The sequence below is a fragment of the Pseudohalocynthiibacter aestuariivivens genome, from assembly GCF_018457175.1.
Taxonomy (GTDB): domain Bacteria; phylum Pseudomonadota; class Alphaproteobacteria; order Rhodobacterales; family Rhodobacteraceae; genus Pseudohalocynthiibacter; species Pseudohalocynthiibacter aestuariivivens.
Window position 1 is genome coordinate 1 of record NZ_JAGFNU010000001.1, and the last position, 16,338, is coordinate 16,338.

Genomic DNA, 16,338 nt, shown 5'->3' on the forward strand with positions numbered 1-16,338 from the left:
CATCAATGTTTGGCTCAGGCAATACAACCGGATAAGACCACATCACGCATTGAACATGCGCCCGCCAGTGCTTGAAACCTTATTAGAGAAAACGAAAATTACTGGTACTGAAATTGGGGGCTAGACACTATCAGCATCCGATTCTGTGCTGCTTTGTTATAATCAAGAACGATGCCATAAAGCTGGGTCACTTGTGAACACAAGCTCGGTTGTGGGAGTTGTGTTGGTGCCTTGAGTGTCCAAGGGCTTATTGATGTCCCCGTGCTACTCCCTCAAGCATAAATGGTTTTTATGCCAATTGCACACTTCGTTTTTGTAGCAAAACTCTTATTCGCCATTAGAGACAAAGCTAAATTGCCAACGACAATCTTGGGGCAACACGGAGATTTGGAAACAACATTGCTAAACATTCAAGATTTTGATGCTTAACGAAAACAGGTTTTATCTGTCGCTAGAAGGTCAAAACCCTAGCCTGCGCGAGTTACTCAGCCCCTTTTGTCGGCCAAATCAAATCGCTGCCAGCGATCTTCCAGTTCATTATGCAACTCATCTACCTGCTTCTCATATTATCTCGCGCGGAACTCAGCAGGCACACCCATTTTTCATCGGCGTTCATCTTCGCGGAACTGCTCGTGGCAAGAATTGCAGGCGTGCGCAACACGCCAAAGCCCAGCCTCTAGGCTTGTGCCGTTCCGGCCACCCATCATTCCACCACTATGCATCATCCCTCCCATCACTGGCACGTCCTCCCATTTTCGGGGCAGCAGCGACGGATCGGACGACGGTGCGGGGTTCTCTTCGAGCAGCGTGGCAAAATCGCGCAGCAAGTCCGCAAAATGCGAAAAGCTCACGGAATCCTCCCAGATCTTTGGGCTGGCTTCGCTCGGCTCGCGTAAGCTGCCTTCGGGAAACAGCCCAACCAAATCCCCGCCAGACGTTTCCCTAAGCTCGGCAGCCGCGTTGCGCACTACACTTTGAGAATAGGGAAGCTCGCCATGGGCCATTGCGAACAACCGGTCGGCTAGTTCCTCGTAGCGCTCCATCAACTCCATGCGCTCTTTGACCACGCCGCTCGCGCCACCGTGGCCAACAACCGGGGCTGCGGCCCCAAACACACCAAGAGCAGCCATTGCACATCCAATCAACCAATACCCCTTCCAATTCATTTTCTTTCCTCAATTCAATCCAAAGCAATTTTACTTTGCCAATGTATCCCAGTTTCGCCTACACAACTTTTTTCAATGTACGGTCCACTGGCCTGGCTGCACATTGATCTCATTCAAGTGCTATACCATGAAATACCGCAAGGTTTGTTAATCGATTGCCCTTGCCATGCGGGACACTGCATTGTTAAGGCTCTGAAACTCAACGGCCCTCCGTCTTGCTAAGCCAGAAAGACAAAGCCGGACGCGATTTTTGTAAGCCCAGTTGAAGATCGGGCCACAAAAGAAAGCGAAATTCCGTAAATGCCCAAGGTAAATCTGCTGAATTACAGACTTATAAAACTATCCTGCCTTATCCTTGTCAAGAGATCACCGCCAGCCCGTTCAAGAAGAAACGTCAACAATTTCTGAGCAATTACCCCAAGCCCTTGCCTTTAGCCGTTTGGGCTACAATCCGTCCATCTTATTAGGTCCAAAAAGATTGATATGCCCTCATGCTTATGCGTAACTTGAAAAAGGCAGGGTGCCTAAAAACTCTAAGGGACATTCTCCAAACACCACGCGAACAGAGATCCACAGCGCCAAGCAGGCCATTGTATCGCTAATACCTAGAGTGCGTTTTTCTCTTGATACAAATCAATCGCTGGTTGACGTTAATCCACGTACGTGGTTACCGTTCCCCCCAAGAGTACCCGCGCCACCCACCGAAAAAAACGATGAAATGGCCCACATCATATGACTTCGGGCACTGCCTAAAATTCAATGTCTGCGACGAAAACAGGTGTGGCAAGAACTTCACACTCAGCACCATTGAAACTAGTTCTCACGGGAAAGTTAAATGGTAGCAACAAAGCTGAAAAAATCCCTTCATGCCGCGCGAAAGACAATTTTTTCTGCTCTGGTAAACCATCTTCACAAACGCAAAGAAATGATCCCATTTAAGAGTGATTTGGTTGGCGCCAAAGGTTTCTTGGAAGTGGTTAAGGTCTGCAATAACCGCATCCAGATCGAGGGTTGGGCAAACACGAAAACTTTGCGTTTCAGGTGTGCCGGGCTGCAGAAAATCGTGACGCCTGATCTACATCGTGGAGATTTAAAAGATATACCAGAACATCGCAACTTTCAGGCGGCAGGCTTTACAGTTGACATACCTTTTGGGCCAGAGTTGGAAGTTCAGTACTTTTCGGCCGGTCGATGGAAAGACGTAGCTCAACTATCAACGATTGGCAGACCTGATTGGCTGCGTGCAATTTTTCATCTGGCCCTGATCCTGCTGAGAATTGGTGTGACTCGTCCGCGCGCACTCATTCAGTATTTCTTGTTTGGCGACAGGCTGGCTGCAGGCGAACTGGAGCGCATGCTTATCCCGCAAACATCAAAACCTGCGCCCGCCAGATTGTCTGCTGATTTGTTCATGGCGGTGTCTCATGATCCGAAAGCCAGCGCGGAAATTGCAGTGATTGTTCCTGTCTTCAATGCGTTTGAGCTATTACAGAATTGCCTTGATCGTGTTGTGTTGCACAGCGACATGGCCTTTGAATTGATTGTGGTCGAAGACGCCTCGACCGATCCACGCGTTAAACCCTGGCTCAGAGATTGGTGCGCCAAACATAGTCCCAAAGTTAAATTGATCGAAAACTCACAAAACCTGGGCTTTATTGCGTCAGTTAATCGTGCGTTAGAAGAAACCACGAACCGTCACGCAGTTTTGTTGAATTCGGACGCATTCGTGCCAGCAGGGTGGTTATCCCGTCTGATCAAACCGATCTTGGATGACCACCAAGTCGCAAGCGTTACACCTATGTCAAATAACGCTACAATAATGTCAGTCCCGGTCATAAATGGAACACTGCAGCTAAACGCAAGTGAAGTAGATTCGATTGACGCTATTGCAAAACAGCTGAACCCGCAGGTTACAACGAAGAAAATTCCAACCGGTGTTGGGTTTTGCATGGCTATAAATGCCAGGCACCTAAGGCGCATACCCACTTTGGATACGGTGTTTGGAAAAGGATATGGAGAAGAAGTCGACTGGTGTCTGAGAGCTTCCAAAATTGGTGGGATCAATGTTGGAATCGGAAACTTGTTCGTCGAACATCGGAGCGGGCAGTCGTTTTCTCCAGAGACGAAAGCCCACCTTCTTACGAACAATGGGCAAATTATTTCGCAACGATTTCCGCTTTTCAATACTGAAGTCCAAGATTTTATTGCAGAGGATTCTTTGATCTCGGCGCGTATCGCCCTGGCAATTGCCACATTGAATGGTGATGGCGAAGTGCCGATATTTTTAGCTCATACTTTGGGTGGCGGTGCTGAGATTTATCTGACCAATCGGATTGCCGCGTTAAACGAACGGGGCAAGGGCGCGATCATCCTGCGAAAGTCCGGGTCTGAAAATAGTTACGCCCTAGAAGTGCACACTTGCGTAGGTATGCTTGCCTGCCAGATGGATGACTTGCATCAGCTTGAAGCCCTTCTTTCCTGCTTAGACAAGCGCCTGTTTATCTATTCGTGCGTTGTGGGTGCAAAGGATCCTATGGATTTTGTCGAATTCGTCTTTTCGCTGATGGACCCGACCTCTGATAATGCGCACGTTCTGTTGCATGATTTCTTTCCGGTTTGTCCTTCTTACAACCTGTTGAATTACAAGAATGAATTTTGCGGCGTTCCATCACAGAAATTCTGCCAAAAATGCTTTCCCAGCCTCACTTTGGGACATCACCTTGCCTCGGAAAACCTGAAGGATTGGAGAGAACGTTGGGAAAGCCTGTTCAAGCAGGTTGAACGAATTGAAGCATTTTCTGAAAGCAGCAAAGAAATTTTTTCCCGCGCCTATCCCGAATTTCGAAACAAGGTAAAGGTCAATCCACACGAACTGCCAGTCCGCCCTAACACTGTCTCAAACCTGAGTCCGCCAGAAACTGTTATTGCTGTTCTCGGGAACATCGGCTTTGGAAAAGGAGCAGATGTTGTCAGGCGAATGGCTCAGAACATTTCCGACCGCAGAATTAAAGTCATTGTCATTGGAACGATCGACCCTACCTACAGCCATCCTGACGTCTCAGTCCTTGGCCCATACAAAATTTCAGAACTGACCGCTATCGCGAAAGATAACAAGGTATCCTGTTGGTTGATCCCGTCTATCTGCCCGGAAACATTTTCGTTTACAACGCACGAAGCTTTGGCAACGGGCTTGCCGGTTTTCTGTTTCGATTTTGGTGCGCAAGCTGAAGCTGTTTACAAAGCAAAAAATGGCATCGTGCTGCGCAGCAACCCCGAGAACAGCGCAGATAGCCTCGAGGAAATTCTAGACTACTTCACAACCGGAACGACACAACATCAAAGCGAGGTTCTGGTTTGTTGAGTAACGAAATACTTGCAGAACGATCCAGTCAGAAAAGTGTCTTCATTCACATTGGAATGAACAAAACTGGCAGCTCGGCAATTCAAAGCGATTTATTTTCAAACCGGCATTTGCTTGAAGAAAATGGGCTGTTGTATCCGACCTTCGGAGCGGCTGGTGCCGCCCACTATGGGTTGAGCGATTTTTTGGGGTTCAGCCAGAAACCAAACCGAAAACTGGACAGTAATGAATTTGAGAAAAAAAGAAATGCATTTGATGTGGAATTCAACGCGAGTTGTTGCCAATCCGCGGTTTTCAGCTCGGAATTTTTTGTACTCTGGGGTCAACCTGAAGATGTTGCAAAGTTTTTTAATGATTATAAAGTTACCATAATTGTATACCTGCGGCGACATGACAATTGGTGGGTGTCTGCCTACAACCAAGCGTTAAAGACCGTGGCCACCCCCCCTTGGGGGCTCGGCATTGAAAGCTATCTGAATTTTCATAAAGGGAGAAAGTCCCAAGTCTTTAACCACCGCACTCTCCTTAATAGATGGGCAGATGTATTTGGCAAAGAAAACCTAATCGTAAGGCCACACGAGGAAGGCCAGAACCTTCCGAATATCACTAGCGATTTCCTAAGCGCGATTGGACATTCGGCAATTTCGGAAAAGCTCTCCGTAGAAAAGAAGCGTCTGAATGTTTCACTGCCTTATGGCTCGATGGAACTCATGGACATATTTCAGCGTCTTGACGTGTCAGACAGTCTTCGCAGCTTGCTTGTTACGTACACTTTCTCCCTTCCGCCAGATGAAACCAAAACTGAAGTACTTTCTCCCGAAATGCGCCTCGAATTAATCAATGAAAATATAGAGGACTACAAATTCATCGCGCGTGAATTTCTTGGAAGGTCAGATGGTGTTCTATTCTACGAGCAATTGCCTAGTGCAGAACCTTCATGGGTTGGACCAAAACCAATAGACCGCGTCGACCTCGTTCAACATGTGCTTAAAGCACTGAAAAAGCGTTGAGATCAAATTTCCGTAGTATTTCTCACAAGCAACTTTAGATTTTGAAGAGCTTCGACCAAAGGTCAATCTGGTCCTCTTTGTGCGACAGTTTTCCAATGGTTTCAGACAGAGCTTTTGCTTTGATTTTCACGTCCTGACGATTCTCATAGCAATGAATGATTTTATCTGCCCACATGTCAGAATTATTCGGAACTTTTAACGTGTTTGTCGCGAACGCTTTAGGTAAATTCTCTACCCACCAATCCGAATACAAACCAACTGCACCTGTAACAGCATGTTCAATAATCTTGTTGATCGAGCGCGCCCGGTTGAACGGCGTGTCCAGCAAAGGATAGAGAGCTAGGTGAAACCTTTTTTTCGGCAATAATAGCCGATAGTCCCGCCAACGCAGCGCCTGCAGCCGGCGGACACGCGGATGGGTCTCGAGATCACTTGGAATCCGGTGGCCTACAGACAAGGTAAAAGAAGCTTCTGGAATTTCGTCAAGAACGCGCCTTATCGCTGGTAGCAAAAATTCCAGATCGGCCCGGTGTACCTGTCCCCCAAGATAAGCAATGTCAAAGCTATGGCGATCAAAATGATCAAGATCAGCAACAGGTTCAGACCAATAGGGATTGACCAAATAAACATCCGCTTGCGGAGACATCTTACGCAAGTCATCTGCTAGCAATGGCGTGCTCACCACAAACGCGTTTGCCCGTTTCAGGTACCAATCCACAGCGCGCGCCTCAACCAACGCCATCTTATTTCGGTAGAACCAAGACAATCCGGGGTCTTCATCTCTGAAATTCCACAAATCATCAATAAAGTAGACCAAACAGTCGCGAGTCAAATGTGCCGGCGTTCTCGCGTCGTGCCGCATAACAAGTTGGGTGCTAGCAGAAGCAAAAACAGTTGGCGAATATTGCGTAACAAGGCCTTCGGTCAAAATTTCCTGACAGGCGTTTGCGAAATAGAGATCTGATGTTGGCGAACTATCACTGGTCAACCATCGGTTCAAAAGTCCGGTCGGGCCCAATCGTCGAAATGACATCGCCAATGGAATCATGAATTATCCAACTTCGCCGCACCCCGGGTTTTAAGTGGTAAGTTTCTTGCATCGGCGAACTGACAACGCAAGCCCCGCCACAGATTTTTGCTCGAGATGGGATCTCAAAAACTTAGACCTTGGAGCCACCAAAATTTCTACGTATACTTGCATTGCGCCGTCCATGAGCAATCTTGGAGGGAGGCGTTGCTCGTTTGGGCGAACCAAAATTGAGCTTAGAAAGTAGGGCTTAGGCGTTGGGAGACAATAACGAACATTTGAACGAAATCGCCGTCATCGGTTACTCTGTCCGCGTGCCAAATGTAAATTCTCCAGAAGAATTCTGGCAGGTGCTCAGCAATGAACAATGCGTTGTTTCGAGTATTACGCCCGACCGCTGGTCCACTGACAGATATGCGCATCCGAGTAAAAATGTTCCGGGCACAACATATTCAACAGCCGCAGGGCTACTTGAAAATATCTGGAGCTTCGATCCAGGTTTCTTTGGGATTTCTCCGCGCGAAGCTGAACAGATGGATCCGCAGCAGCGCCTGCTTCTTGAAGTCACCTGGGAGGCAATGGAGTCTTCCGGATTAACCCCAGACAGGTTGGATAAAACCCGCACGGGTGTCTACGTTGGCGCATCTTCTTCAGATTATTCGACACAATTCCTAGGCAATCTGGGAGCAATTGATTCCCAGTTTATGCTCGGAAACACGCTTTCAATCCTGTCGAACCGGCTTTCCTATTTCCTGGACATCAACGGGCCAAGTTACACTGTGGATACAGCTTGTTCATCCTCATTCTATGCATTGGATCAAGCGGTTAAGGCAATGAAAGCCGGAGAAATCGACACCGCAATCGTTTGCGGTGTTAACGCTCTGCTTTCGCCTCTACCCTTCATAGGCTTTTCGCGGTCAGCAATGTTGTCACCAGATGGGCTTTGCAAAGCTTTTGACGCTTCTGCGAACGGATATGTCCGCTCTGAAGGGGCCGTTGTTTTCGTAATTCGTAAGTTAAACGTCGCGCAACAATCCGGCGATCTTGTACGCAGTGTTATCATGGCGTCTGGTATAAACTCGGATGGTAGAACTATCGGGATGGCGATGCCCTCCTCGGAGAGGCAAGCAGATTTGTTGCGATCCATTCTAAACACCCATCGGTTTGATCCCAACGACCTCGCATTCGTAGAAGCACATGGCACTGGCACATCTGTAGGCGACCCGCAGGAAGCGCAGGCGATTGGAACGGTTTTCGGTTCTGCACGCGGAAACTCGCTCCCAATCGGCTCTGCCAAGTCAAACTTCGGACATCTTGAGTCAGCCTCCGGGCTGGTTGGTTTGCTCAAAGCTCAATTGTCTCTTGAAAACGGCGTTTTTCCTAAAACGCTTCATGTAAAAAAACTCAATCCTGATATCCCCTTCGAAGAACTGAACCTTTCAGTGGCGACTTCTGCAGTAAAACTGGAAGACCGGAAACGTCCATGGGTTGCGGGTGTGAATTCTTTTGGTTTTGGTGGAGCGAACTCACATGTTTTGCTGCGCCAACCGTGGGAGCATGAAAAATACACCCCAACACCCGTAACGCCAAAGGTAAACGCCCTCGTTCTCTCCGCGGCGACAGAGGACGCACTAAAAGCAACTGCGGCGAATTGGCAAAAGGTTTTGGCAGAATCCTCTGAACGCACAGGTTCCTGCCAGATCAATAATGCGAACCACCGCCTGCATCGACATGACCATCGGCTTGTCGCTCTGGGGAACAACAGTTTCAGCATTGCAGCCGCGCTAGAAGATTTCGCAACAGGCAAGCAGACCTCAGATGTTGTCCAAAGACATACGCGCGGGACAAAGAAAAAGGCCGCATTTGCCTTTTCAGGAAATGGCTCTCAGTGGCCTGGCATGGGGCGGCACCTGTTTGAAACGAACGAGATTTTCAGGCACCAATTTAGACGTGTCGCCAAAATACTATCCGAAGAAAGTGATCTTGATATTGAAGCATCGCTGCTTTCTGACGATCTGGACGCGCAGCTTGCTATCTCAAAGATTGCTCAGCCACTCTTGTTTGCCATCCAAGTCGCGCTTGTAGAGGCTTTGTCCGCCACGGGTTTAACGCCTCATGCCGTTATCGGCCATTCCGTCGGCGAGATTGCAGCGGCTTGGGCAAGCGGAGCTCTGAGCCTACACGATGCCACGCAACTGGTTCGCACCCGCTCTGAGGCACTTGAAGACCTAAAAGGAAAAGGCAGTATGGCTGCCGTCTTGGCAGGAAAACAAACCTTAAGCGACCTGCTTGGAGAGTTTGGAAACCACAGCATAGAGGTTTCGGCCCAGAACAGCCCAAGAAGTTGCACCCTTACAGGTCCAAAGGATGACCTTGAAATATTTGCTAAATTCGCACGCAAAAAACGCGTTGCCATCAAACCGCTGGCGATTGATTACCCATTTCATAGCCGGGCTTTAGACTCAATCAAGAGCCGCTTCTTTGAGAATGTCAAAGATATCGTTCCTAAGAGTGGGGTGCCCTCATATTACTCTTCAACGTTTGGCAAGCGTATCGACTCAAGCAAATTGAATTCAAACTATTGGTGGAAAAACGCCAGAAACGAAGTTCAGTTTCAAAGCGCATTAGAGGATATGGTTGAAGACGGTATCGACTTAGTGGTCGAAATCGGGCCGCGTCCGGTTTTGCGGAATTATGTAACCGATACTGTAAAAACGGCAGGCGGAACGCTTGTCTACATGCCATCGATGGAACAGGGCAATCAGTCTGAAAAAACCGTCCTGCAGATCGTTGCAGAAGCAATTGCTCTGGGAGCCGAGTTACAAGAGTCAAATGTTTTTGGACTTGAAATCCCATTCCGGGGCGGTCTCCCCCCTTATCCGTGGCAACACAAACCGTATCGGGCGGGTTTAACCCCGCAATCAGTGGAGCTGTTTGGCCGCGAAAAGGGCCATACCCTTTTGGGTATTCGGCTTAGAAATGGTGAAGGCGCCTGGCACAGCGAAGTTGACCCCACCAAGTTACCTTGGCTTGCAGATCATGTTGTTGACGGCTTGCCCGTGCTGCCAGCTACAGCTTTCGTTGAAATTGCAATGGCAGCTGGAAAATCCGAATTCGGGCAAGACGCGATCGAGCTCACCGATTTTGAAATTCTTCGCCCTGTGGTTTTTGGCGATGAAAATCCTGTCGAGCTACGCACAGTTTTAGAGCTCTCTTCAGCAACTATAAGGATTGAATCGCGCAAGACCGGCGAACAAATGGATTGGCAACTTTGTGCCTCTGGAACGTTGCGAAAGGATTACGGGTTTTCTGCATCTGATTACCCTGAATCTTCAGAGAGACCAGACATCGTTTCCCTGGACAGCCTTTACACCAAGCTCAAAGATATCAAGCTGGAGTATGGTCCTGCCTTTCGTCGACTTTCCAACCTCAGAACATCAGGGCAAACTGCGTTCGCCGAGTTTTTGCCGTCGTTTCTCGAGTCTTCGGGATACGCTCTGGACCCGACGTTAGCTGATGCTGGTTTTCACGGAATTTTCGATCTTATCAAAAACAACATCACTGGCGATCTCGTAAAAACGCAGTCATTTCTTCCTGTTAGATTTGGGCGGGTAAGGCTTTTGAAGTCAGGCATCGCCCCTGCCAAAGCGATCTTAAAACTTTCGCGGCTTCCCGCGCTTGGAGCAGAAGCTGAGATTGCGTTTTATGATGCACATAATGACCTAATTTGCCAAATTTCTTCGGTTCGGTTCAAGGCCATTAGACTTTCTTCCGAAACCGGGAAAAACCTCCCGCTTTGGCATCAACGCGAGGTAAGACTGCTCGTACAAGGTTCTGGTACGACACTCCCGGAGGCGTGGGCAAATCCTTCTAAGCGACTATTGGAAATTGGCATAGCCGCCAACTGCCTGCCTGACCCCGATGATGCGGCACTTCTTATCGATGCGTTAGCACATCGGATTAGCTGGAATTTGATTGCGCCATATGCGGACACGGAAAGAAGAATTCATGCTTCCATTTTTGACGAATTTGGAAGAGGTTCTTCTGCCCTGCTAAACAGAATGCTAGACGCATTGGTCGAAAGCGATGCGGCTACCGTCTCAGAAAAAGATGTAGTCGTCCTTGCTGAAAAGTGCCCGTTTCCAGCAACTGAAGACCTTTTTGAACTTATTACGACAGCAACTCCTGAACGCTCAGGTGAACTGAAAGATCTTTTGCAACTTGACCAGCAATTGGCGAAAATCTTGCAAGAGGGATTGAGCAAACAGCCACGGCCCTTGAAAGCTGTGGATTTCAGCCCTGCATCACGTTCAATTTGGTCGAAAGCCGCTGATATTATCGTTGATTTAGTAACGACTTGGCCAAAGGAAACGCGACTAAATGTTCTGGTACTTGGGCTAGCGCCACAGGGGTTCATCGACACTCTGAGTTCGTTAGTGGCAATCGACAATCTGAGCCTGTCCGACGTGGAATCAAGGGGCATCGAGTTGATGCGCCAGACCCGAAGAGAAACAGGCAAAGCTAAGATTTTCGGCATGGATGCCGCTTTGAATTCTCTTAGCTATGACGTGGTTCTGCATGCTGATCTACTGGGCCGGGTCGATGCAATGTTTTTCTCTAATATCAAACCAGTGCTGGCCGATGGTGGCCTATTGGTCGGTGTTGAGCGGGAACCTGACCTCGTAGAAGACATGATTATGGGGCAAGCCGAAGAATGGTGGGGTACCACAAAAAATCATCAGCGCCCGCGTAGTAGAAAACGGCCCGGCCAAGAACACTTGAAAGAATTGGAAATGGTCGGCCTTTCTGAACCAATCTCGCTACCACTGAACATTGATACGACAAGCGCGTTTGTGACGATCTCAAAGAATTCAGACGCGTTGGAGCATGTGGAAATCGAACCGCGGTCCTTTCGCGTCTTAGGTTCTGTCGGAAACGATGATCTCGCCAAAAAACTTTCAGATGCTTTGATCGCCAATGGACATTTGGTTTCGGAAGAGGGTGAAGAGGTGATCTATCTCTCACACAAACAGCAAGCAGACGAAGATGACCTGACAAACTCTCTGACGCATGTAATGGCATTGCACCAGTTAATGCAGAAACCACCAGCACAGATTTGGATAATTTCTCAAAACAAAACCAACAAAGCAGGGTCCGGGGCGGCGGCACTGGGTCTTGGGCGCGTGCTAACGAATGAATACCTTCAAACCGAGTTTCGTTTCTTAAAAATGGCGTCGGGGTTATCGGACTCACAGATTGTCAAAAATTTCCTGAATAGTTTGTCGATCGATCCGAACGAAAGTGAAATTTTATGGGACGACAACGGTGCATCTGCAACTCGCGTAGAGCAAAAAGCAGGTTTCGAAACTCTTGCGTCTGACCTTTCTTTTCAAGGATCGCACACACGGACTCTAGAGATTGGTCAATTCGGGAATTTCGAATCCCTGGAATGGAAAAGTACCGCCCGGCACGCGCCAACCGCAAAAGAAGTGGAAATTGCTGTTTCGGCAACTGGGCTGAACTTTCGTGATGTGATGTGGGCACAGGGCCTTTTACCTGAAGAAGCCTTGGAAGATGGTTTTGCGGGCGCAACGCTTGGTATGGAGTGTTCGGGCATCGTTATTCGAACGGGTGCAGACAGCACATTCAATGTTGGCGACCACGTCATCGCATTTGCCCCATCTTGTTTTTCCAGCCATGTGACGGTTTCGGAAAAGGCTGTTGTCAAAGTTCCAGATGTTGTCGATCTTAAAACTGCTGCTGCAATTCCGGCCATATTTGTCACCGCACAATACGCCTTGGCCGAAACCGCCCGCCTAAAAGAAGGTGAAACCGTCTTAATCCATGGCGGAGCCGGGGGGGTTGGGCTCGCGGCCATACAGATTGCCAAGCACCTTGGCGCAAACGTGATTGCGACAGCTGGCAGCCCGGAGAAACGAAGGCTTCTTCAGATTCTGGGTGCCAAAGCGGTCTTTGACAGCAGATCGTTGCAGTTTGCGGATGATCTTATGGCTTACACGTCCGGAAAAGGCGTCGACGTGGTTCTGAACTCCTTGTCTGGCGAAGCAATGGAACGTTCGCTTGGATGCTTGAAAGCCTTTGGCCGGTTCGTTGAGTTGGGGAAACAAGATTTTTATCAAAACAGTCGTATCGGCCTTAGACCCTTCCGACAAAACCTGTCTTACTTTGGAGTTGATGCTGACCAGTTGTTGTCACAACGCCCAGAACTTGTAGAGCAGCTTTTTACCGACCTGATAGATGGATTTGTCAACGGTTTTTACAGGTCGCCACCCTGCCAGATTTTCGAACCCGGAGAGGTTATTGATGCATTCAGGTTGATGCAAAAATCGGGCCATATTGGCAAAATTCTTGTGCGGGCTCCCTCCGTTCCCAAACTGCCTGTCGCAAGCGCAGTGACAAAAATTTCTGGTGGTGCTTGGCTCTTGGTAGGGGGGCTTGGGGGTTTTGGGCTTGCTACGGCACGCTGGCTTGCGAAACAGGGTGTTGAAAAGCTCTGGTTGCTAGGTCGTTCAGGAACATTGTCACGACAAGACCGAACAGAACTTGAAAGCACCGGCGTAAAAATTGAAGTCGTTGCAGCGGATGCTGCAGATATGGATCAATTAGCGACAGTTTTCGAAAAAATTAAAGCTGACCATTTGCCCCTCAAAGGCGTCCTTCACGCTGCGATGGTTCTTGATGACGCGCTTTTTTCCAACCAAACCCCGGAAAGAATGCAGGCGGTTATGCGCGCCAAGATCGCGACCGCCGAGAACCTTGACACGCTAACCCGTAGCCTGCCGATAGACCATTTTATCGTCTACTCGTCTGTCGCCACCCTTTTCGGCAACCCCGGACAAGCAGCCTATGTTGCGGCGAATGCATATTTAGAGAGCCTTGTTGCGTCGCGTCGCAAGCAGGGACTGGCCGGTCTGGCTGTAGCTTGGGGGCCTCTATCTGATCACGGCTACCTCGCTCGAGAGCAAGAGGCACGTGAAATATTGGAACAAAGAATCGGAACCCGGATGCTGACCGCTGATGAAGCATTGGAAGGCTTAGCAACGATCATTGCTTCCGGCTCTCCTGACCCTGTTGTTACAATGGCCCCTATGAACTGGGGGCGGCTAGCCTCTGATCTGAAGCTTATGAAAAAGGCCTTGTTCAGCAGAATCGACCTTAAAACTGATCAGGCGCTTACGGAAACAGCGAATGATCTTAAAAGCCTGATCAACGGATTGAACGAATCCGAGGCTCTGGAAAAAATAACATCCTTACTCGTCGAAGAAACTGCTGGAATTCTGCGACAGCCGGTATCGGAAACGGCCCCTCTTCAGCCCCTTACGGATATGGGGTTTGACTCGCTAATGGCCGTAAACCTTCGCATGGCTGTGGAAGAAAAGTTCGGTGTTGATCTGCCTCTGATGGCTCTCGTCGATGGAATGACCCTCATTCAACTAAGCCGAAAACTTCTGGACGGATTGCTTGAAGAAGATACGGGCCAAGATTCTGCCATCTACGAAACCATTGTTCAGCATGTCGACGAAAACCAGGAAATCGATCACGAGCTTGTCGAGATTCTCAATAGTAATGCAAGAACTGTTACCTCAATCAGTCGGAAAACAAGCTAATGTCAGGCACTTTAAGCAAGACCGCAATTTTGTCGGGTCTGCGTAAAGCGCACGCAATTCGTGAGACACAAAAAGCGTCCGCCCCGGAGAATGAAACACCTGTCACCAAAGCCGCCGCTAAAGCGTTTGATTTCGGCACGCTACCCGCCTTCGAACATATGCGTCTGCAAAGGGCCGCCGCTGATATGCTGAAAATAAACCCGCCTTTTTTTCGGTCAATTGAGGCTGTGTCGGAAAGCCACGTAATGATCGAAGGGAAGGATTGCATCAACTTCGCATCTTACGATTATCTGGGGCTGAATAAATCCCCAGAACTGATAGAGGCAGTTTGCGAAGGTGTGAAAACTTGGGGTGGGTCTGTTTCCGCCAGCCGATTAGTGGGTGGGGAACGGCCGTTTCATGGAGCACTTGAACGCAACCTGGCAGATTGCTACGGGGTCGAAGACGCAATTGTTTTCGTGTCGGGCCATGCAACAAACGTTACGGGTATCAGCACTCTCACCGGCCCGGGTGATCTTGTATTGATAGATTCCCTGATACACAATTCCGTAGCCGAAGGCGTACGCCTGTCCGGCGCATCACATTTGACATTCCCGCACAATGACTACGCCTGGATCGACCGAAAGCTGAGTCAAAGCAGAGATGACTATGGCCAGGTACTGATCGTAATCGAAGGTCTTTACTCAATGGACGGTGACGTTCCCGACCTTGCAAAATTTGTTGAGGTTAAAACGCGTCACAACGCATGGCTCATGGTGGACGAAGCGCATTCTTTCGGTGTTATGGGGAAAACCGGTCGCGGAATTTCCGAAGCCCAGAACATTGACCCAACTTCAGTTGAAATCTGGATGGGCACTTTATCTAAAGCTCTTTGTTCGTGTGGAGGGTTCATTGCAGGGTCAACCGAGCTGGTTGAGTATCTGCGTTACAAAGCAGCTGGGTTTATCTATTCGGTGGGGCTACCAGCATCGCAATCCTTGGCGGCAAACGCTGCGCTGAAACTCATGCTGGCCGAACCAGACAGGGTTGATACGCTTCGTGAAAATGGCGCTCTATTTCTGGAACAGGCTAAACTGTCGGGGCTTGATACAGGCCCGTCGCTGGGATTTGCAGTTACACCAATCATTGTTGGTGATTCACTCAAGACTGTTTTCATTGCGGACAAGCTTCTTGAACGGGGCATCAACGCGATGCCAATCATTTTCCCTGCGGTTCCAGAGAAAATGGCGCGGCTACGCTTCTTTTTGACCGCGAGCCACAGTAAACAAGATATTCAATATGCAGTTGAAACAACTAAGGAACTGGTCGACATAGCAGCAGGTACAAACCTGCTTGAAGGGCTCAGGTCAAAAAGCTGAAGTCATTCGTTTTCTGGCCTAATTTCCGCAGCAAAGCGACGCTCGAACCAATCTGATACAGGCGCGGGCAGTAAATTTCCCAATCGTATCAGAAGCAGAAGTTGCCACGGGAACGAGATCATTGACCGATTATTTCTTATCCCCCTGACGATGATTTTGGCAGCATTCTCAGCTGAAACTTCGAATGGTTTAGGGCCATGATGTCTTGCGGACATTGGCGAAGTAACAAAACCGGGCATAATGACACTTACCCCGACACCCTTGCCTCGCAACCAACCGCGCAATGCGATGCCGTAAGCACGCAAACCGGATTTTGAGGCGCTGTAACTTGGCATATCGGCGTGTGGGCGAACGCCCGCAAGCGAGCTGATAATCGCGATATGGCCCGCTTTCCGGGTGATAAATTCGGGCAAAAGTGTTTCGACGGTGTTTATTGCCCCAATGAGGTTAACTTCGATCAAGCGTTGTGCATGGCCCTCTGGTTCAGGGGATTGGCCCTGCCCCAACCCCGATGAAACACCAGCATTTGCGACCAGAAGATCAACATTGCGACGAGCATCAAATTCTCTCACCAGTTTTGAAAGCTGGCCACCGTCTGTGACATCGCAAAAAGCGAACTCCGCCATTGCCCCCTTTGAGCGCGCTTCTTCAGAAACTTCCTTTAGTTTTGAAATATTGCGACCCAACAAAAGCAAACTCGTTCCTGGTCTGGCAAGTTCATAAACAAGCGCTCGCCCGATGCCGCCAGAAGCGCCCGTTATCACGATAGAGTGGAACTCTTTCATATT

General features: G+C 49.0%; 7 protein-coding genes. 4 read left to right on the forward strand and 3 right to left on the reverse strand.

Going from position 1 to position 16,338, the window contains the following annotated elements; all coding sequences use genetic code 11:
• Positions 1-602: 602 nt before the first annotated feature.
• Positions 603-1,166 (reverse strand): c-type cytochrome, encoded by a 564-nt coding sequence (locus J4E70_RS00005; RefSeq protein WP_213887016.1) that lies wholly within the window; start codon positions 1,164-1,166, stop codon positions 603-605.
• Between the two features lie 835 nt (positions 1,167-2,001).
• Between J4E70_RS00005 and J4E70_RS00010 the strand changes: the two genes are divergently transcribed.
• Both J4E70_RS00010 and J4E70_RS00015 read left to right on the forward strand, forming a co-directional pair.
• Entirely contained in the window at positions 2,002-4,527 is a 2,526-nt protein-coding gene (locus J4E70_RS00010; protein ID WP_213887017.1) for a glycosyltransferase, read from the forward strand.
• A complete protein-coding gene (locus J4E70_RS00015) occupies positions 4,524-5,537 on the forward strand; it encodes a hypothetical protein (RefSeq protein WP_213887018.1) in 1,014 nt (337 codons plus the stop codon). The genes J4E70_RS00010 and J4E70_RS00015 overlap by 4 nt, the downstream gene beginning before the upstream one ends.
• Before the next feature lie 34 nt (positions 5,538-5,571).
• Here the strand turns inward: J4E70_RS00015 and J4E70_RS00020 are convergent, their stop codons facing one another.
• Entirely contained in the window at positions 5,572-6,585 is a 1,014-nt protein-coding gene (locus J4E70_RS00020; protein WP_213887019.1) for a glycosyltransferase family protein, read from the reverse strand.
• Positions 6,586-6,821: 236 nt separating this feature from the next.
• On the opposite strand from J4E70_RS00020, the gene J4E70_RS00025 reads away from it, so the two are divergent.
• On the forward strand, positions 6,822-14,192 hold the full coding sequence (locus J4E70_RS00025) for a type I polyketide synthase (protein WP_213887020.1): 7,371 nt from the start codon (positions 6,822-6,824) through the stop codon (positions 14,190-14,192).
• Positions 14,192-15,550: an aminotransferase class I/II-fold pyridoxal phosphate-dependent enzyme gene (locus J4E70_RS00030; RefSeq protein WP_213887021.1), complete on the forward strand. Its 1,359-nt coding sequence runs from the start codon at positions 14,192-14,194 to the stop codon at positions 15,548-15,550. Before J4E70_RS00025 ends, J4E70_RS00030 begins: the two co-directional genes overlap by 1 nt.
• Before the next feature lie 2 nt (positions 15,551-15,552).
• Here J4E70_RS00030 and J4E70_RS00035 read toward each other — a convergent pair whose 3' ends face one another.
• The gene (locus tag J4E70_RS00035) at positions 15,553-16,335 is read right to left on the reverse strand and encodes an SDR family NAD(P)-dependent oxidoreductase (RefSeq protein WP_213887022.1); all 783 of its coding nucleotides are present in this window, start codon (positions 16,333-16,335) and stop codon (positions 15,553-15,555) included.
• Positions 16,336-16,338: the final 3 nt, after the last annotated feature.

Coding starts and splice junctions, on each gene's coding strand:
- J4E70_RS00035 (WP_213887022.1), bottom strand. CDS start 16,335: ATGAAAGAGTTCCACTCTATCGTGATAACGGGCGCTTCTGGCGGCATC.
- J4E70_RS00020 (WP_213887019.1), bottom strand. CDS start 6,585: ATGATTCCATTGGCGATGTCATTTCGACGATTGGGCCCGACCGGACTT.
- J4E70_RS00030 (WP_213887021.1), top strand. CDS start 14,192: ATGTCAGGCACTTTAAGCAAGACCGCAATTTTGTCGGGTCTGCGTAAA.
- J4E70_RS00005 (WP_213887016.1), bottom strand. CDS start 1,166: ATGAATTGGAAGGGGTATTGGTTGATTGGATGTGCAATGGCTGCTCTT.
- J4E70_RS00010 (WP_213887017.1), top strand. CDS start 2,002: ATGGTAGCAACAAAGCTGAAAAAATCCCTTCATGCCGCGCGAAAGACA.